We start from the raw sequence: 18,650 nt of genomic DNA, 5'->3' as shown, positions 1-18,650 counted from the left end.
GTTTATCGGCTGGGCCGGAAGGCACAATGACCACCTGCTGGTCTTGCTGTGGGTGGCTTTCAGCGTGCCAGTTTAACGTAATCACGGCGCCTGTCGCCCAGTGCCAATCTTCCCAGAAGGCTTCTTGCAGGCCTAGCACACAGGGGCCTTGTACTTTTAAGTGAGTATCGCGCCAAGGGCCATGTTTCGCACTCTTGCCCAGATACTCGTTGCCTACATTGAAGCCGCCGATCCACCCTTGCTTACCGTCGACAACAGCGATTTTGCGATGGTTGCGGAAATTAAGTTGAAAGCGATGTTTAAGCCCACGAGACGAACGGAAAGGGCTTACTTCTACCCCACTCTCACTCAACTCTTTTAAATAACCCTCGTTAAGCTTGCGGCTACCAATTTCGTCATATAGGAAGTAGACACGCACACCGCGTTTAACCGCCGCTATTAAATGCTGCAGCAACTGCCGCCCAAGCTCATCATCGCGAACGATAAAGAACTGGATCAGTAGATAATCCTGCGCTTGATTAATGCCTGCAAACAGGCTGTCAAAAGTGGCATCGCCATCAATTAACAGCTCGGTGCTATTGCCTTTCGTCAGTGGCATCATGGCCAACTGCTCAACCGCTTGAATATCGGTATTGTCGGAAATAGCCACATGCGGCTTTACGTTATGTCGATAGCGAACAAGCACTCGGCGCAACACCGAATCCCTGGCGCCTCTAGCCGTGACATACCCATAAAAACGTGGCCTGCCAAACAGCCAGTACGCTGGCACCGCCGCATAGGGAAAGGTTAGCAGTGAGATAATCCACGCCACTGCACCCTGTGACGTACGGCTCGACATTAATGCCATCACCGCCGAGATCATTCCCAGCACGTGAATCAGCATGATCCCTGTCCCTAGCAACCAAGAGGTCATTCGCTATTCCTCACCATCCGTTAGGACCTGTTATTTCTGACTACCCCATACACAGGAGCCCCGTTAGAACGGGGCTCCTGTGGTTAAGCAACGCCTATATCACCTCAGCGTATCATGCTTTTTCGGCAATAATTTCTTTCCATTTAGCCGGGCCTGTCTGGTGAACAGAGGTGCCTTGGCTATCTACCGCGACCGTGACCGGCATGTCCTCCACCTCAAATTCGTAGATGGCTTCCATTCCCAGGTCTTCAAAGCCCACCACGCGTGACTTTTTGATCGCTTGGGCAACCAGATAAGCAGAGCCACCCACCGCCATGAGATACACCGCTTGGTTGTCACGGATCGCTTCAATGGCAGCTTGGCCGCGCTCTGCTTTGCCGACCATGCCTAGCAAACCAGTCTCTTCCAGCATCGTCCGAGTGAACTTATCCATCCGCGTAGCCGTGGTGGGGCCTGCAGGGCCAACCACTTCATTGCCTACAGGGTCGACTGGGCCAACGTAGTAGATAAAGCGCCCTTTCATATCGACCGGCAGCGGCTCGCCTTTGGCGATCATATCCACCATGCGCTTGTGGGCAGCGTCGCGGCCCGTCAGCAGTTTGCCGTTTAACAGCAGCGTATCGCCGGGCTGCCAGGTTTTGACTTCTTCAGGCGTGACAGTGTCTAAATTGACACGCTTGACGTTATCGCCCGTTTCACGGGTAATCTCTGGCCAGTCTTCCAGCTTCGGAGCAGGCAAGGCCACAGGGCCAGAACCATCCAGCGTGAAATGCGCATGGCGGGTAGCTGCACAGTTGGGAATAATCGCCACTGGCTTGTTGGCAGCGTGGGTCGGGTAATCTTTGACTTTGATATCCAGTACCGTGGTCAGGCCACCTAGGCCCTGGGCACCAATACCGCTTTTGTTCACCTTATCGAACAGCTCAAGGCGCAGCTCTTCGGCACGGTTGCTGGCACCGCGCGCCTGCAACTCTTGGATATCGATAGGATCAAGCAGCGCTTCTTTGGCAATTTCCATCGCTTTTTCAGCGGTACCGCCAATACCAATGCCGAGCATACCCGGCGGGCACCAACCAGCGCCCATTTTGGGGAGCTGTTCCATCACCCAGTCGACCACGCTATCGGAAGGGTTGAGCATGGCAAACTTCGATTTCGCTTCGCTACCGCCGCCCTTCGCCGCCACATGGATATCGACCTTATCGCCCGGCACAATTTTGTGGTGGATGATGGCGGGTGTGTTGTCTTTGGTGTTCTGACGCTTGCCATCCGGGTCAGCAAGAACCGAGGCACGTAATACGTTATCCGGAAGTTGATAGGCACGACGCACGCCTTCGTTAATCATGTCGTCGAGGCTTAACTCGGCGTCCCATGTGACGTTCATACCCACGTGAACGAATACGGTCACGATGCCGGTATCCTGGCAAATTGGGCGGTGCCCTGTTGCGCACATACGTGAGTTAATCAAAATTTGAGCAATGGCATCCTTTGCGGCGGGGTTCTCTTCACGCTCGTAAGCGGCGGCCATCGCATCGATGAAATCTTTCGGGTGGTAGTAAGAGATGTACTGCAGAGCATCGGCAACGCTTTGGATCACGTCGTCCTGGCGAATCACGGTCATGGATTAACAGCTCCTCGGTTATCGTCTTGGCTGCAGCCTTCGCGGCCGTCTAAGTGTGCGGGAAGTATACCGTATTGAGACTCACGCGGCAGCCAATGCACCGAGTAACCGCTTGCTGTTACGTAGCGCTTTGGTCTGATTGTTTAAACATAGTCATCAAGATAACGGTATAAACTTATCCTAAGGAGAAGGCTGGCATTGCGGGCAGGCGTATAGCCGCCGAGACCCGACCATCATGCGCTCAATCACACTGCCGCAACGATGGCACGAGAGTCCGGCGCGCTCAAATACGCTGAACAGCCATTGGCGGCGAGGCTCGCCAGAGGCAATGGCTTGTTCAATCCAAGCTTCCTGATTGGTCACCCCCGCCGTTCGGTAAGCGGTTCGGGTAATCTCGACAATATGCGATGACAGCGTACTTAACTGCTCGTCGGTAAGATCGCTAGGCCGCTGCTTAGGGTGCAGTTGGGAAAAGAATAGAATCTCCGAGCGCAAGTAGTTGCCTAAGCCTGCCACCAGCCCCTGATCCAAAAGCAGTGTCCCTAGGCTTCTACGCTTAAACTCAGGCATTAGTAGCCGCTGCTTCACATCACCTGAGCTGACCTGTTGGCTGAGCAAATCGGGGCCCAATCGAGCAAGAAAGGGGTGATGCGCCAGCGACGACTCTTCCCAAAGCGATATATCCGAGGCGCTGTACAAACTGGCGGCACGCCCTTCTGCCACTAGCCGAACACGCAAGGAGCGCGACGTGCTAGGCAGATTATCTTCTGCATGCAATTTCCACACGCCGTATAGCTGATTGTGAGAGTAAAGCACCCGCTTATCGGCAAACCGAATCAGCATGGCCTTGCCCCAGGTATCCACGGCCACCACTTTCACACCGATTAGCGAACCTGCTTGGCTAGCGAGCTCTGGAAAGGCAAACCACACATCATCCAGCACTTTACCGCCAATCTGTTTTTCAATGCGATCCGCTGCGCGGCGAATCTCTGGACCTTCAGGCATCGCTTATCCTAGCGCCAGCTGCTTCTCTTTCATTTGATGGAGCTGGTCGCGCAACCGCGCCGCTTCTTCAAACTCGAGGTTTTGAGCCGCTTCAAACATGGCATCTTCAAGCTTACTAATGGCCGTGAGCAAGTCTTGCTTACTCATGGCAGCCACATCGTAACCACCTTCAGGCTCGGCCACCTTACGCTCATTGCCCTTACGCCGACTGCTCTTCTTACCTGGTGTCTGCGCGGCTTCTAGGATATCTGCAACCGAGCGGGTAACCGTCGTGGGGGTAATGCCGTGCTTCTCGTTATGCGCCATCTGTTTATGGCGCCGACGCTCGGTCTCATCAATTGCTTTCCGCATGGAATCCGTAATGCGGTCGCCATATAAAATCGCTTTACCATTGGCGTTACGCGCTGCACGACCAATGGTTTGAATTAACGAGCGTTCGGCGCGCAGGAAACCCTCTTTATCGGCATCCAGAATCGCCACCAAAGAGACTTCAGGAATATCCAACCCCTCCCGTAGCAAGTTGATGCCCACCAGCACGTCAAACTTGCCCAGGCGTAGGTCACGGATAATTTCCACCCGCTCGACCGTATCAATATCGGAATGTAAATAGCGCACGCGAATACCGTGCTCATCAAGGTAATCAGTCAGGTCTTCTGCCATGCGCTTGGTTAAAGTAGTAACGAGCACCCGCTCTCCTACCGCTGTTCGCAAACCAATCTCCGACAGCAGATCATCGACTTGCGTGCTGGCCGGGCGTACTTCAATTTGCGGATCCAACAGCCCTGTCGGCCGAACGACTTGTTCGACGATCTGGCTTGCGTGCTCAGCTTCATAATTGCCTGGCGTGGCGGATACGAAGATCGTTTGTGGCGAGATAGCTTCCCACTCCTCAAACTTCATGGGGCGGTTATCCAACGCTGACGGCAGGCGGAAACCATACTCGACCAGTGTCTCTTTACGAGAACGGTCGCCTTTGTACATCCCACCTACTTGGGGCACGCTCACGTGTGACTCATCGATAAACAGCAGCGCATCATCCGGCAGGTAATCAAAAAACGTGGGCGGTGGCTCGCCAGGAGCACGGCCAGAGAGGTAGCGAGAGTAGTTTTCAATACCGTTGCAGTACCCCAGCTCCAGCATCATCTCAATATCGTAAAGCGTACGCTGCTCAAGCCGCTGGGCCTCTACTAAACGCTCGTGCTTACGCAGCCACTCCAAGCGCTCTTTGAGCTCTGCTTTGATGGAGTCGATGGCTTCTAGAATGGTCTCACGAGGCGTCACGTAGTGGGATTTTGGGTAAATCGTCATCCTTGGGACTTGCCCGCGCACATCGCCAGTGAGCGGGTCAAATAAACGGATAGAATCGATTTCGTCGTCGAAAAGCTCAACGCGCACCGCTTCCTCATCCGAATCCGCCGGGAAGATATCAATCACGTCGCCGCGCACGCGGTAAGTACCGCGGCGGAAATCCATATCGTTGCGGGTGTACTGCAGCTCTGCCAAGCGGCGTAGGAAGGCGCGTTGGTCAATCAGCTCACCACGAGTGAAGTGCAGCCGCATCTTCAGGTATTGGTCTGGATCACCCAAGCCGTAGATCGCCGATACGGATACCACGATTAGCGCATCACGGCGCTCCAGTAACGCTTTCGTAGCGGAAAGACGCATCTGCTCAATATGGTCATTGATTGAGGCATCCTTCTCAATAAACGTATCTGACGAGGGCACATAGGCCTCGGGCTGGTAGTAGTCGTAGTAGGAGACGAAGTACTCAACAGCGTTATCGGGGAAAAACGATTTAAATTCGCCGTACAGCTGTGCCGCCAGGGTTTTGTTCGGCGCCATCACGATGGTGGGCCGCTGAAGTTGCTGCACCACATTGGCCATGGTGAAGGTTTTACCTGAACCGGTGACCCCGAGCAGCGTTTGATGGGCAAGCCCGGATTCCAAACCACTGATCAACCCGCGTATGGCCGCAGGCTGGTCGCCCGCAGGCTGAAATTTTGACTGCAGACGAAATTCCTTGCTCATCGTTGCTCCTGTTGAGGAAGTAGGCCTACGCGGTATGGGTCGCTATCTCTATCGTTGCCTGGGTCATCAGGCGCTGAATCGGACAGCGGTGGCTAATGTCTTCCAGCTTTGCTCGCTGTTCTGGATCGCTGATGCCATGCAATTCTAACGTCACATCCAGCTTATAAACGCCTTTGCGCTCTTCGCTGTCGTCACGCTGAACCTTGACGGTGATGCCTTCCAGTGGCCACTGTTTGCGCTTGGCGTACATTTGGACCGTAATGGCCTTACAGGTTCCCAACGCGATATCGAAATAGTCGTGGGGGTCCGGGGCACTATCATCGCCCCCCACCGCAGTGGGTACGTCGGCATAGAGATCTTCCATACCACTTACCTCGATACGCTGACGAAAAACGCTATTTCGTTCGCTAATCACCACGATAGGCGGATGCATTACGATACCTTGATGCGAAGATTAAGTTTTTCAACCGCTTTAATTAGCGCTTCTCGCTTAGCACGACCTTCCACTTCCGCCCCATAGCGCCCCACTTCGGCGCTATCGACGCCGTCAAGCATCATCAGTGCGGTGGTGATTTTGTTAACTTGTTCGGCGGTAGTGACGCCTTGAAAGCTTAATGATTGAACTGCCATGCCGCGTCCTTTGCTGAATAATTGTCAACTCACATACAACGGGACTGTATACAGGAGATTACCTATGCAAACCTGATACAGGATAAAGAGTCTAGCATGCTCCCAAGGCCTTGCAATCTGCCTATCCTGCCCACACTTTTACAAGCACGCTTTACTGACACATCTCACTGACTACGCCCAGGAGTGACTATGGCCACCGCGAACACGCAGCCCCCCAGCGCCGTACGTTTGACCCAGTATGCCGCGCTCGATATTCAAGGGGCCGATGCGGAGAAATTCTTACAGGGCCAAACTAGCGCACAGGTGGGTTTGGCGAATGGCACTTTCGCACCGCTCACCTGCTTCTGCACCCCTAAAGGGCGCATGTTGGCCAATGGGCAGTTATTGAGGCTCGGCAGCGACCATTTCCGCTTGGTACTAGATGCCTCTCTTGCGGACGGACTGCTCACCCATCTGAAAAAATTTGCCGCTTTCTATAAAGCAGAGCTTTCAGTGGTAGGCAGCGTCACGTTTGCAGGCGCCAGCGAGCCTGCAGATACGCTTGCCAATCAACTAGACATCACGCTGCCCGACCAACCTTATACCCACACTACCAGTTCAAAGGGAACGGCGTTGCGGATGCCCGGCAAACCCCGTTGGCTGTTGATGTTTGAAGAGGATGCCAGCGACCTCGTCAACAGTGATGATGCATTACACAACGAGTGGCAGCTTGCAGATATTCGCAGCGGTCTTGCTTGGCTTACCGCTAAACAGCAGGATCACTTTCTCCCCCAAATGCTGAACTGGGAAGCATTAGGCGGCATTAGCTTTAAAAAAGGGTGCTATACAGGCCAAGAAGTCGTCGCCCGCGCTCACTTTCGTGGCCAGGTGAAAAAACGCTTAGTTCACGCTAGCGTTAATGCGGCCACCCTTCCTGAGATTGGCGAGTCGCTGCTTGATGACAACGGTAAGACGTTGGGAGAAGTGGTCAGCAGCGCATTTAGCGGCGAGCAGCAGGTAGAATTGCTAGCGGTGATGAATACCAAGGTCATGGAAGAGAATTTAGCAGTTTATTGTCAACAGCAGCCTATCACGCTGTATGAGATGCCCTACCCCATTGAGCGCTTGGACCCAGAGCAGATCGCGGCTCAGCTTGCTTGAGGTCAGGAATTGGTCTCATCGCCTGTTAACTTAAATACTCGTGCGGCGTTGTCACTGCTCAGCGCTGCCACGGTATCAAAAGATTGCCGACGCAGCCTCGCCACCTCCTGAGCCACCAGCATTACCCGAGAAGGCTCATTCCGCTGGCCCTGATAACCGCTTAACGGCATATCGGGGCTGTCGGTTTCCAGCACAAACCCATCATCGGGTAGTTTTGCCACCACACGGCGTAACTTTTGAGCGCGCTCATAGGTCACCGCGCCGCCCAGCCCCAGCACATAACCAAGGTCCAAAAACTTGACGGCCTGCTCGTAAGAACCGGAAAAGGCGTGAACGAGCCCGGCGCCTGGCAGCGCTTGCTGACGAAGCCGCTTGCTGACCGTATCATTTGCCTTAACGCAGTGCACCACCACAGGCAGCTTGCAGCGTTTAGCGATGTTTAACTGCTCATCAAAGTAGTGCCATTGCTTATTCAGGCTATCCGTAAAGCGACCATCAATACCGCATTCGCCAATGGCGACTGGCCGGGCTGGGTAAGCGCCAGCAAGCTGCTGAAGTATGAGGGTTTCGAGCGCTTTCAAATCATTTGGCTGGTGCTGCTCAATGAAGTACGGGTGAAGCCCTAAGCAGATGCTGACATCGTCACGCTCACCCAGCGCTAGTACGTTTTGCCAACGCGCACGCACCGTGGCAGGTACAATAAAACGGCAAACGCCCACTGCCTGGGCGGCGTCGATCACGGCATCACGATCCGTATCGAACTCCGCAACATCCAAATGGCAGTGGGCGTCTATCAGCATATTGCTCTCTTTAAGACGTTTAATGCTCGCGGGTAGGCTGGAAGCGAATATCCGGCCAGCGCTCCTGGGTCATTTGCAGGTTAACCCGGGTAGGCGCGATATAGGTCAGGTAACCGCCGCCATCAATGGCGAGGTTAGTACTGGCCTTGCGCTTAAACTCTTCAAGCATTTTGGCATCGTTGCAATACACCCAGCGGGCGGTTTGCACGTTAACGCCTTCATAAATGCAGTCGACCTTATACTCTTCCTTCAAGCGGTGAGCGACAACATCAAACTGCAGCGTACCAACCGCCCCTAGGATCAGGTCGTTGTTATCCATCGGCATAAAGACCTGAGTGGCGCCCTCTTCCGACAGCTGCTGCAGGCCTTTCTGTAGCGCTTTCATCTTGAGCGGATCTTTCAGGCGCACGCGCTTGAAAAGTTCAGGCGCAAAGTGAGGAATGCCGGTAAAGCGCATATCTTCACCCACGGTGAACGTATCACCAATTTGAATAGTGCCGTGGTTATGCAGGCCAATAATATCGCCCGGCCATGCTTCTTCCACTTGAGAGCGGTCTGAGGCCATAAAGGTCAGGGCGTCAGCGATTTTGACGTCTTTACCAATGCGCACATGGCGCATTTTCATGTTCTTTTCGTACTTGCCGGAACACACCCGTAGGAAGGCGATACGGTCCCGGTGATTCGGGTCCATATTGGCCTGAATTTTAAATACGAAACCGGTGAAGCGATTATCATGGGCGGTCACTTCGCGCGTATCAGTTTCGCGGGGCTGCGGAGCCGGCGCGTGCTCGACAAAGCCGTCTAGCATCTCACGCACACCGAAGTTACCCATAGCGGTACCAAAATAGACCGGCGTTAGCTCACCACGACGGTAGGCTTCCAAGTCAAACTCATGGGAAGCACCTCGCACTAAGTCTACTTCCATACGCAGCTCTTCCGCCTGCTCTTCACCTAGCACGGCGTCAACTTCTGGGTTATCTAGCCCCTCAATACGCTTGTCATCAGGAATGCGACTGCCCTGACCTTGGGTATAGAGATGAATAACATCATTATAGAGGTGGTAAACCCCTTTAAAGTGACGCCCCATGCCTATGGGCCATGTCATGGGCGCACATTGGATGTTCAATACTGTTTCTACTTCGTCCATCACTTCAATAGGATCGCGGATATCGCGGTCCATTTTGTTGATAAACGTGAGGATAGGCGTGGTGCGCAGACGACACACTTCCATCAGTTTGATGGTGCGATCCTCGACGCCTTTCGCGCCGTCGATGACCATCAGCGCGGAATCAACCGCCGTCAGCGTGCGGTAGGTGTCTTCAGAGAAGTCTTCGTGCCCCGGCGTATCCAGTAGGTTGACGATACGCCCACCATAGGGGAACTGCATCACCGACGTGGTCACCGAGATGCCGCGCTCTTGCTCCATCTTCATCCAGTCAGACGTAGCATGACGATCATTGCGTTTACTTTTCACAGAACCCGCTAGCTGAATCGCATTCCCGAACAGCAGCATCTTTTCTGTAATAGTGGTTTTACCGGCATCAGGGTGCGAAATAATCGCAAAGGTACGGCGTAGCTCAGCTTCGCGCGCTAATTGGGCGTCAGACATGGAGTTCTCTAAGATGGTACAACGTGATGACTTAAAACGTAGCGCCAAACCTTCGGCGTTGTGTGTGCCTATGGTAACGCAACTCGCCTTCAACGGCATACCACCACGTGCAGAGAGCTTTTTCTGTAGATATAAAAAACGCCGACAGAGTCGGCGTTTGAGTGCTTTTACCACAAGAATTAGGCGTAAGTGTTTACCTGAGTACCCACACTGCCTTCTTGCGCCAAATTTTGCTGAGCACCAGCATCTGAAGAAGCCAGCACCTCGGTGATTTGCTCAGCCTGCATATCAAGAGCTTGTCGGAACATTTGCATTTGCGCCTGTTCAGCGGTTTGCGCTTGATTCATATATAGCGCTGTACTAACTGCATTGCTCGCAGCTACATCCATACTGCACCTCAATCTATTGAGTGACTTATTCAGCGTAGCAAACCCAACCTGACTAAGCCACATTTGTCACTTTCCATTATGTAACAGGGTGAGGCGCTCCGTTTAAAATCGATCTGCTCGAAAGGGAGTCATGTCGATTGCTGTTGGCTTTTCTTCCATCATATCAACCAACAGCTGGCCAGTAGCGGGACCTAGGGTAAAGCCCTGATGGCCATGCCCGAAGGCTAACCATAGACCCGCATGGCGCGGCGCTGGGCCAATGACGGGCTTCATATCTGGCAAGCAAGGCCGTGCGCCTTTCCACGCCGCGCTATCTTTTCGCTCACCTAGCGGGAAAATTGTCCGCGCCACTTTTTCGGCAGCGCCCAGCTGCTCTTCATCCGCGGGAGATTCAAGGCGGTCTAGCTCTGCCCCCGTCGTCAGCCGCACACCTGCATTCATCGGTGCCAGCAAATAACCGATCTCGGCGTCCATCAACCAGTAGTTTAATTTGGCCATTGGCTGTGTCGCGTAGTGCATGTGGTAGCCACGTTTCACAAACGTGGGGAAGTGGTAACCCAGCGGCTTCATCCATTGGCCAGCCCAGGGGCCAAGGGCCATGACAACTTGATCAGCCTCAAACGACTCCGCACTGGTCGTCACTTTCCAGTGATCATTTTGCTGAGTGACACCAGTGATGTCCGCTTGTACCAGTTGTCCGCCCATCGCTTCAAAAGACGCCGCATAGGCAGCCACCAAGCCACCCGGGTCAGCGACTGTCCAGGGGTCTAGCCAGTGAATAGCACCGATGATTTTATTGCCTAGCTGCGGCTCCTTCTCACTCAGCGCTTCGCGATCAAGAACGGTGAACTGTACGCCGTAAAGCTCGCGGGCTTCTTCAGCCTCTTTAACTCGCTTAGCGAGCTTTTCCGGCGTGCGATAGATTTCAAGCCACCCTTCCTTACGCACTAGATGCTCAGCACCAGCGGCCTCAATCATCGGCGCGTGGGCGTCCAAACAGAGCTGAATTAACGAGGCGTACTCAGGCACGATTTTTTTGTAGAGCCGTGACGAAGAGTGGTGCCAGTAACTCAGCAGTGGCGAGGCCGCATTGACCATACCGGCAGGCCGGTAACGGATATCGACCCGACGGTTTGGAAGCACACTCAATATCGTTTTCATATCACGGGGAAACGGATAAGGCCTAACTGCTTCACGCTGGATAATGCCCGCGTTTCCAAACGAGGTTTCGCGTCCAGGCTGGCGGCGATCCACCAGCGTTACTTGATAGCCACGCTTTTGCAGCTGCCAAGCAATACTGACACCCACCATGCCTGCTCCTAAAACCACCGTTTGACGCGCCATTATGATGCACTCCTCTCGCTCTATTGTTTGCCCAGCCATATGCTGTTAATCACACAAGTAACATATTGAAAAATATCACCAATCAAACAGCTTTTGCACAGTTATAAACACTATTTTTAGACATTTTTTTAGTCTTTTATGACGCAAAAAGCTTAATTAAGGATGACTTTGCTAAGCACGGCATAACATTTGCTTAATCTCAGTTAACACTGCGTTTAACACCCCAGAAACCTTCCGCGACAGAAGCCACAGCGCGGCATTAATAGAAGACATCTTTCCTAACAATGCACCATGTCAGTGTTCACCTTGCACCAGATCAGCACAAGGATCACGCCAATGACCGACAGCTTTGATACAACACTCATCGATATGCTTTGGGTACTGTGGGCAGCTGCGCTGGTTTTCGTCATGCAGGCTGGTTTTCTTTGCCTGGAAGCGGGCACCACACGAACAAAAAATGCCATTAACGTCGCTATGAAAAACCTAGCGGATTTTGCCATTGCCGTCAGTGTCTTTTGGCTGGTCGGTTTTGGGGTGATGTTTGGAACTTCCCAATCAGGCTGGATGGGTAGCTCACTGTTTGGATGGGAACTGGAGTCGACCGACACCTGGCTTGTCACTGTATTTATTTTTCAAGCCATGTTTTGCGCAACGGCAGCTACCATCGTGGCTGGCGCAGTCGCCGAGCGGATGCCGTTCCTTGGCTATTTATGGACGGCCTTCTGGATTGCACTACTGATTTACCCGGTATTTGGCCACTGGGCATGGGGCGGCCTGCTGGGCGGAACGCCAGGCTGGCTAGCGGCGCTGGGGTTTATTGATTTTGCCGGGGCCACCGTGGTGCATAGCGTAGGCGGCTGGGTCGCGTTAGCCGCTGTGCTGGTGATAGGCCCTCGTGAGGGGCGCTTTCAAGTAGACAAGCCCCCTACTGCGTTTCCTGCTGGAAATTTACCGCTTGCCATGCTGGGTGCCCTTTTTATGGTACTGGGCTGGTTCGGCTTTAATGGTGGTAGCACGCTGGCATTGAATAGCTCGGTGCCTGGCATTATCGCGAATACCATGTTGGGCGCCGTAGGCGGCATCTTATCCGCCATGCTGGTTGGTTGGCGGGTGCGCCGCTATGCGGATGTGATGTACGCCATTAACGGCGCAATTGCAGGTTTGGTCGCCGTCACCGCTGGCGCTCATGCGCTTTCCTTACCAGCCGCCTTTTTAATGGGAGGCGTTAGCGGCGTACTCATGGTGCTGGCAAGCGAATGGCTATTAAAACGGCGCATTGATGATGCAGTGGGAGCCATCCCCGCACACTTGGTGACCGGCCTATGGGGCACCCTGGCCCTACCCTGGCTGGCAGATCTAAATAAATTAGGTACCTCGCTTAGCCGTTTTGATCAATTCACGGTGCAACTACTGGGCGTGGTGGTGTGCGGCCTATGGAGTTTTGGGACTGCTTGGCTGCTATTTCGTATCACGAGGCGTTTTTTACCCCTTCGCGTCTCCAAAGATGCGGAAAAAATGGGGCTTAACCTAGCAGAACACGGGGCTCAAAATGAGCTTCATCAGCTTCTGGAGCATATGCGCCAGCACGAAAAACAGGGGGATATGCGCCAACGCATTGATGCCGACCCATTTACCGAGGTCGGGGAAATTGCAGCAAGCTACAACCGCGTATCTGCGGCGCTTGAACGCGCGGTAGGTCACACCCGGGTGATGTTACGCAATCTTCGCGACGGAGTGATTACCTGGCAAGCCGACGGAACGCTGACCGGCCTAAACCCAGGAGCGGAAGCCCTCTTTGGTGTTAATGCGGAGCAGTTGATTGGCCAGCCTGTCAGTACGCTACTGCCTAATAAACCGCTTGCGCCTGGGGCGCTGCATGAAATCAAACTGCGTACGGATGATCAGCAGGTACGCTACCTAGAAATTCAGGTAAGCGAAGGAGCCGCTGGTTCAGTCTCAGAGTGTTCGGGAATGGTGCGCGATATTACCGAGCGCAAACAGCTTCAAGAGCAACTGAACCGTGAGCGCGACCTCGCCCGTACCACGCTGGCTTCCATTGGCGACGGCGTTATTACCTGCGACGCCAGCGGCAACATCACGTTTATGAACGCGGAAGCCGAACGATTAACCGGTTGGCCGCTTCAAGAAGTCACCAATAAGCCTATCCAGACGGTTTATCAACTACGTGACGAGCTAAGCGATGAACCGATCAACAACCCTGCCCGCCAAGTGCTCACCCAGCACCGAGCGGTTCATTACAGCGAGCACTGCCAGCTTGTTCATCGCACCAGCAAACGCTATCCCATTCAGCATAGCGCCGCCCCTATCCGTTCCCGCGGTGGCATCACGCTGGGGGCCGTTGTGGTGTTTCAAGACGTGAGTCTGACGCGCAAGCTATCAGAGCAGCTTAACTACCAAGCCACCCATGACAACCTTACCGGACTCCTGAACAGGCGCGCGTTCGAGACGCTGCTCACTAAATTGCTTGCCCAAACGAAGCATCATCATGTGCTCTGCTATCTAGACTTAGATCAGTTCAAAATCGTTAACGATACCTGTGGTCATTTAGCAGGAGACGAACTGCTTCGCCAAGTTTCCATGAAGCTCAAAGCCCATGTGCGCAATAGCGATACGGTTGCCCGCCTGGGGGGCGATGAGTTTGCCCTGGTGCTACCTGACTGCCCACTAGAAAAGGCCAAGATTATTTGTGAAGCCGTACGCCGAGACATTGATCACTTTCGCTTTGCTTGGCAGGGGCACACGTTTGGTATTGGCGTCAGTATTGGCTTGGTAGCGATCGACAAGGAACATCCCAGACGCTTATCTGATACACTACACGCAGCCGATGCAGCTTGCTACACCGCCAAAGAGGCTGGTCGCAACCGCATTCACTGCTATCAACCTAACGACCACCTGCTGCTAGAACGTCACGGCGAACTGCAGTGGGTTCAGCGGCTACAAAATGCCCTAGATAACGACGCCTTTCGACTTTACGCGCAACCGATTAGCGCCGTATGCGGCAACGGGCCGGGCTATCGGGAAATTTTACTGCGTTTGGAGGAGAACGGCATACTCATTACACCCGGCAGTTTTCTACCCGCCGCCGAACGCTATCACTTTATGGTCAGAATTGATCGCTGGGTGGTTCGCAACACGTTGGCGTGGTTGGGTGACCGTTATCGCTGCGCGGAGAACCATACCATAGGCCACTGGGGTATTAATTTATCTGGGGATTCGCTATCAGACAGCGATTTTTGTCAGGAGTTGGTACAGCAGGTACGTCGCGCCGGGTTACCTGAAGGCACCTTATGTTTTGAAATTACTGAAAGTGCGGCTATTGCGCAGCTTTCAAAGGTGAGCGAACTGATTCAAGCGCTGAAAGCACTCGGCTGCCGATTCGCGCTGGACGACTTTGGCACCGGACTCTCCTCTTTCAGCTACTTAAAACAGCTATCAGTCGACTATTTGAAGATTGATGGCAATTTTATCCGCAATATCCACCACGATCCGATTGATAGCGCCATGGTAGAGGCGATTCACGCCGTTGGCAAAGCGCTCAATATCGATACAGTTGCCGAATACGTAGAGAATCAAGCAACGCTGGACAAGCTGCGTTCATTAGGAATTGACTATGCACAGGGGTATTTGCTGGGCAAACCGGAGCCTATTACCGCTACAGCAGGTAACCAGATTAAAGTGATGCCGCGATAGAGGGGTATAAAACAGACAAGGGCTAAAAAAGCCAAAAAGAAATGCTTATTTAACCAGCAGAAACGCTGGAGAGCTTTGTAAAAGAAGAGGAGATATAAGAGAGTAAATTACAGGTTAATGGGGTGGATGATGGGGATCGAACCCACGACCACCGGAGCCACAATCCGGGACTCTACCACTGAGCTACATCCACCACAACCTGAAACTTTTAATGCTGCCTTGTCAATGGGGTGGATGATGGGGATCGAACCCACGACCACCGGAGCCACAATCCGGGGCTCTACCACTGAGCTACATCCACCACTGACAAAAAGCAAACTTGAGAATACCCAACTGGAGAACAAACACTGAAAAGTATTTGATTGGCACGCCCAGCAGGACTCGAACCCGCAACCTACGGCTTAGAAGGCCGTTGCTCTATCCGGTTGAGCTATGGGCGCACATAGTGTATCCAGAGTGAATACTGATGAGCACTTGACCACAACCAAAGTTTGGAGAAGCAGACTAACACCTTCCGTGCTAGGTACGTGGTCGGGATGGAGGGATTCGAACCCCCGACATCCTGCTCCCAAAGCAGGCGCGCTACCAGACTGCGCTACATCCCGATTTCTTACCTTAGACGTTGCTGCGTGTCCCGTCTCAAGCGAGGCATATATTACTATTTCTAATTTTAAAGTCAACACTTAAAGTGATTGATTCGATAGGCGCTTTGCCTTGCCGCCCTACCATGCGAAAATTGCCCCCCTTAAAAGCGCGTTCTGCCACCAGCGCTTGTCAGTTTGCTTTGCTTTTCAACCTTCATAGGGATCTCATTACATGACCGCCCAACTCATCGATGGTAAAGCCATCGCCGCTAATGTCCGTCAACGCGTTGCCGAGAAAATTACCGCACGTCAGCAAGCTGGCGCTCGTGCACCCGGACTAGCCGTTGTTGTGGTCGGCGAAGATCCAGCCTCTCATGTGTACGTAAGCAATAAACATCGCGCATGTGAGCAGGCTGGCATTCTCTCTTATCAACATGCCCTGCCAGCGGACACCACCCAGGAAGCGTTAGAGGCATTGGTCGATGAGTTGAATAACGACGCAACTGTGGATGGCATTCTGGTTCAGCTCCCTCTGCCCGCCCACCTCGACGCTCGGCCAATTCTGGAACGCATCCGCCCTGACAAAGATGTCGATGGTTTTCACCCTTATAACCTTGGCCGCCTGGCCCAGCGCTTACCTTCACTACGCCCCTGTACGCCAAAAGGCATTATGACCATGCTGGCGCAAAGCGGTATCGCGGTACGCGGCATGGACGCCACCATTGTGGGAGCTTCTAACATCGTTGGACGCCCGATGGCACTTGAGCTAATGCTGGCAGGCTGCACCACTACGGTATGCCACCGTTTCACCCAGGATTTAGCCGGCCATGTCAGCCGTGCAGATTTAGTCGTTGTTGCCGTTGGCAAGCCCGGCATTGTGAAGGGCGAATGGATCAAACCAGGCGCCGTGGTGATTGATGTCGGCATTAACCGTCAAGATGACGGTACCCTCGTCGGTGACGTCGACTTTGCTGCGGCTGCAGAGCGCGCCAGCTATATCACTCCCGTACCGGGTGGCGTTGGTCCCATGACTGTTGCCACGTTGCTGGAAAACACTCTTGAAGCCGCCGAACGACACGATCAGCAGCATTAAGCACTGAGCGTTTCAACAATTAAACCTCACGAATTACGACGGAGAATGCGACAGTGCAACGGATTGGAATTATTGGCGCAATGGCGCAGGAAGTGAATATTTTAGCGGGGCAGCTTGATAATGCCGAGCGCTACGAGCACGCCGGATTTGTATTTCATACCGGTACGCGCCACGGCTTGGAAGTAATCATTCTGCAATCGGGTATTGGAAAAGTGAACGCGGCGGTTGGCACGGCGATTTTATTAGAGCGCCATCAGCCGGATGCGATCATCAATACTGGCTCAGCTGGCGGGTTTGCCACCGACTTAGCCATTGGCGACGTTATCATTTCCGATGAAGTTCGCCACCACGATGTCGATGCAGTGGTATTTGGCTATGAGCTAGGCCAAGTACCAGGCATGCCGGCTGCCTATCATGCGGATAGCCGTTTGCGCGACATCGCTCGCGGCGCGATTGCAGCGCTTGGCGAGGTAAACGTACGCGAAGGGATGATTGCCACTGGCGATGCTTTTATGGCCGACCCCGAGCGGGTAGCCACCACACGCGCCCAATTTCCCACCATGCTGGCAGTGGAAATGGAGGGCGCTGCGATTGCCCAAACTTGCTACCTCTATGACTGCCCGTTTGTCGTCATTCGCGCCCTCTCTGACATCCCTGGCAGTGGCGACAACCACCTCTCTTTCGAGCAGTTCCTCGATATTGCCGCCGACCACTCATCACGGATGGTGGATCAGATGCTCATCGCCCTGGGCGAAACTAAGTAAGTGTCATCGGCCTAACTGCACTAACGAAAACGGAGCCTTAATGGCTCCGTTTTCGTTGAGACTTATACAGCGCGTTACTTTTTCATCGCCCATTGCAGTGTTTCACCTGCCAGCAGGGGCACAATGGTTTGTCCCGATGCGTAGGGGTAACTCTCCGGCAATACCCATTGACGGCGCTCAAGGGTTACCGTATCCGTATTCGGCGCCAAGCCGTAGAAGCGTGGGCCGTGCAGGCTAGCAAACGCTTCTAGCTTATCCAGCGCCTGCATCTCTTCGAACGCCGTCGCGTATAGCTCGATGGCAGCGGGAGCGGTATACGCACCAGCACAGCCGCAGCTCGACTCTTTATCGCCTTTCGCGTGGGGTGCGCTATCCGTGCCTAAAAAGAATTTCGGGCTACCGCTGGTCGCCGCTTTCAGCAGGGCTTGGCGGTGCTGTTCACGCTTGAGAATAGGCAAGCAGTAGTAGTGAGGACGAATGCCGCCCGCTAACATTTTGTTGCGATTGAACAGCAAATGGTGAGCGGTGATAGTCGCCGCTACGTTATCGGAGGCGCTGGCCACAAACTCAGCGGCCTGCTGAGTGGTAATGTGCTCGAATACCACTTTCAAACTAGGATGACGCGCCAGCAGCGGTTTCATCACCCGCTCAATAAACATCGCTTCCCGATCGAAAATATCGATCTCGTGATCAGTGACTTCTCCATGCACCAATAACGGCATGCCCAGCTTGGCCATCATAGCAATCGTGGCGTCACAGTGAGCAATATCCGTCACACCTGACGCAGAGTTGGTCGTCGCCCCTGCTGGATAGAGCTTCACGGCTTTAACAATACCGCTTTCTACCGCGCGCTTAATTTCTTCAGGTGGCGTCGTATCCGTCAGATAAAGCACCATCAAAGGCTCAAACGCACTGCCCTCTGGTAGCGCTGCCAGGATTCGCTCGCGATATGCTATTGCCTGCTCTGTCGTCGTCACCGGCGGTTTCAGGTTAGGCATAATAATAGCGCGCCCCATTTGCGC

15 protein-coding genes and 4 tRNA genes are annotated in these 18,650 nt (G+C 53.6%); 4 read left to right on the top strand and 15 right to left on the bottom strand.

The annotated features are described in order from the left end of the window. From BIS10_RS10910 to BIS10_RS10885, 6 genes are all read right to left on the bottom strand, one after another. The coding region (locus BIS10_RS10910; RefSeq protein ID WP_253505260.1) for a phospholipase D-like domain-containing protein at nucleotides 1-913 on the bottom strand (913 nt) is incomplete at its 3' end. A 112-nt stretch (nucleotides 914-1,025) separates the two neighbouring features. Further along, on the bottom strand, nucleotides 1,026-2,531 hold the full coding sequence (locus tag BIS10_RS10905; protein ID WP_058577954.1) for a fumarate hydratase: 1,506 nt from the start codon (nucleotides 2,529-2,531) through the stop codon (nucleotides 1,026-1,028). Nucleotides 2,532-2,711: 180 nt separating this feature from the next. Beyond that, nucleotides 2,712-3,536, bottom strand: coding sequence for an endonuclease VIII (gene nei, locus BIS10_RS10900; RefSeq protein WP_253505257.1), 825 nt, complete (start codon nucleotides 3,534-3,536; stop codon nucleotides 2,712-2,714). 3 nt (nucleotides 3,537-3,539) lie between these two features. Then, nucleotides 3,540-5,564: an excinuclease ABC subunit UvrB gene (uvrB, locus tag BIS10_RS10895; RefSeq protein WP_253505255.1), complete on the bottom strand. Its 2,025-nt coding sequence runs from the start codon at nucleotides 5,562-5,564 to the stop codon at nucleotides 3,540-3,542. Between the two features lie 25 nt (nucleotides 5,565-5,589). Next, on the bottom strand, nucleotides 5,590-5,997 hold the full coding sequence (locus BIS10_RS10890) for an OsmC family protein (protein WP_044630086.1): 408 nt from the start codon (nucleotides 5,995-5,997) through the stop codon (nucleotides 5,590-5,592). Further along, on the bottom strand, nucleotides 5,997-6,194 hold the full coding sequence (locus BIS10_RS10885) for a hypothetical protein (protein ID WP_044630087.1): 198 nt from the start codon (nucleotides 6,192-6,194) through the stop codon (nucleotides 5,997-5,999). The genes BIS10_RS10890 and BIS10_RS10885 overlap by 1 nt, the downstream gene beginning before the upstream one ends. 189 nt (nucleotides 6,195-6,383) lie before the next feature. On the opposite strand from BIS10_RS10885, the gene BIS10_RS10880 reads away from it, so the two are divergent. After that, nucleotides 6,384-7,334, top strand: a complete 951-nt coding sequence (locus BIS10_RS10880; protein ID WP_253505252.1) for a folate-binding protein YgfZ — start codon at nucleotides 6,384-6,386, stop codon at nucleotides 7,332-7,334. Between the two features lie 2 nt (nucleotides 7,335-7,336). On the opposite strand, the gene BIS10_RS10875 is transcribed toward BIS10_RS10880, so the two are convergent. From BIS10_RS10875 to BIS10_RS10860, 4 genes are all read right to left on the bottom strand, one after another. After that, nucleotides 7,337-8,134 (bottom strand): TatD family hydrolase, encoded by a 798-nt coding sequence (locus BIS10_RS10875; protein ID WP_253505249.1) that lies wholly within the window; start codon nucleotides 8,132-8,134, stop codon nucleotides 7,337-7,339. 19 nt (nucleotides 8,135-8,153) lie between these two features. Continuing rightward, nucleotides 8,154-9,743, bottom strand: a complete 1,590-nt coding sequence (locus tag BIS10_RS10870) for a peptide chain release factor 3 (protein WP_083025931.1) — start codon at nucleotides 9,741-9,743, stop codon at nucleotides 8,154-8,156. A gap of 179 nt (nucleotides 9,744-9,922) precedes the next feature. Then, entirely contained in the window at nucleotides 9,923-10,090 is a 168-nt protein-coding gene (locus BIS10_RS10865) for a putative motility protein (protein WP_243470608.1), read from the bottom strand. Nucleotides 10,091-10,234: 144 nt separating this feature from the next. Then, nucleotides 10,235-11,476 (bottom strand): FAD-binding oxidoreductase, encoded by a 1,242-nt coding sequence (locus tag BIS10_RS10860; protein WP_083025935.1) that lies wholly within the window; start codon nucleotides 11,474-11,476, stop codon nucleotides 10,235-10,237. 336 nt (nucleotides 11,477-11,812) lie between these two features. On the opposite strand from BIS10_RS10860, the gene amt reads away from it, so the two are divergent. Then, the gene (amt, locus tag BIS10_RS10855) at nucleotides 11,813-15,187 is read left to right on the top strand and encodes an ammonium transporter (RefSeq protein WP_253505246.1); all 3,375 of its coding nucleotides are present in this window, start codon (nucleotides 11,813-11,815) and stop codon (nucleotides 15,185-15,187) included. Nucleotides 15,188-15,305: 118 nt separating this feature from the next. On the opposite strand, the gene BIS10_RS10850 is transcribed toward amt, so the two are convergent. From BIS10_RS10850 to BIS10_RS10835, 4 genes are all read right to left on the bottom strand, one after another. Continuing rightward, nucleotides 15,306-15,380: transfer RNA gene (locus tag BIS10_RS10850), tRNA-His, on the bottom strand. Nucleotides 15,381-15,413: 33 nt separating this feature from the next. After that, nucleotides 15,414-15,488, bottom strand: a tRNA-His gene (locus tag BIS10_RS10845). A gap of 62 nt (nucleotides 15,489-15,550) precedes the next feature. Further along, nucleotides 15,551-15,627 (bottom strand) — tRNA-Arg (locus BIS10_RS10840). Between the two features lie 88 nt (nucleotides 15,628-15,715). Next, a tRNA-Pro gene (locus BIS10_RS10835) sits at nucleotides 15,716-15,792 on the bottom strand. Nucleotides 15,793-16,003: 211 nt separating this feature from the next. Here BIS10_RS10835 and folD point away from each other — a divergent pair. Further along, nucleotides 16,004-16,864 carry a bifunctional methylenetetrahydrofolate dehydrogenase/methenyltetrahydrofolate cyclohydrolase FolD gene (folD, locus tag BIS10_RS10830; RefSeq protein WP_253505243.1) on the top strand — a complete coding sequence of 287 codons (861 nt, stop codon included), beginning with the start codon at nucleotides 16,004-16,006 and terminating at the stop codon, nucleotides 16,862-16,864. 53 nt (nucleotides 16,865-16,917) lie between these two features. Continuing rightward, complete coding sequence (gene mtnN, locus BIS10_RS10825) at nucleotides 16,918-17,628, top strand: 5'-methylthioadenosine/S-adenosylhomocysteine nucleosidase (RefSeq protein WP_044630550.1); 711 nt, start codon at nucleotides 16,918-16,920, stop codon at nucleotides 17,626-17,628. A 74-nt stretch (nucleotides 17,629-17,702) separates the two neighbouring features. On the opposite strand, the gene pyrC is transcribed toward mtnN, so the two are convergent. Beyond that, the coding region (gene pyrC, locus BIS10_RS10820) for a dihydroorotase (RefSeq protein ID WP_253505240.1) at nucleotides 17,703-18,650 on the bottom strand (948 nt) is incomplete at its 5' end.

It is taken from the genome of Halomonas sp. 707B3, assembly GCF_024158645.1.
Lineage (GTDB): Bacteria > Pseudomonadota > Gammaproteobacteria > Pseudomonadales > Halomonadaceae > Vreelandella > Vreelandella lionensis.
The sequence above is the reverse complement of the archived record's forward strand: the minus strand, read 5'-3'. Positions and strand labels throughout refer to the sequence as shown.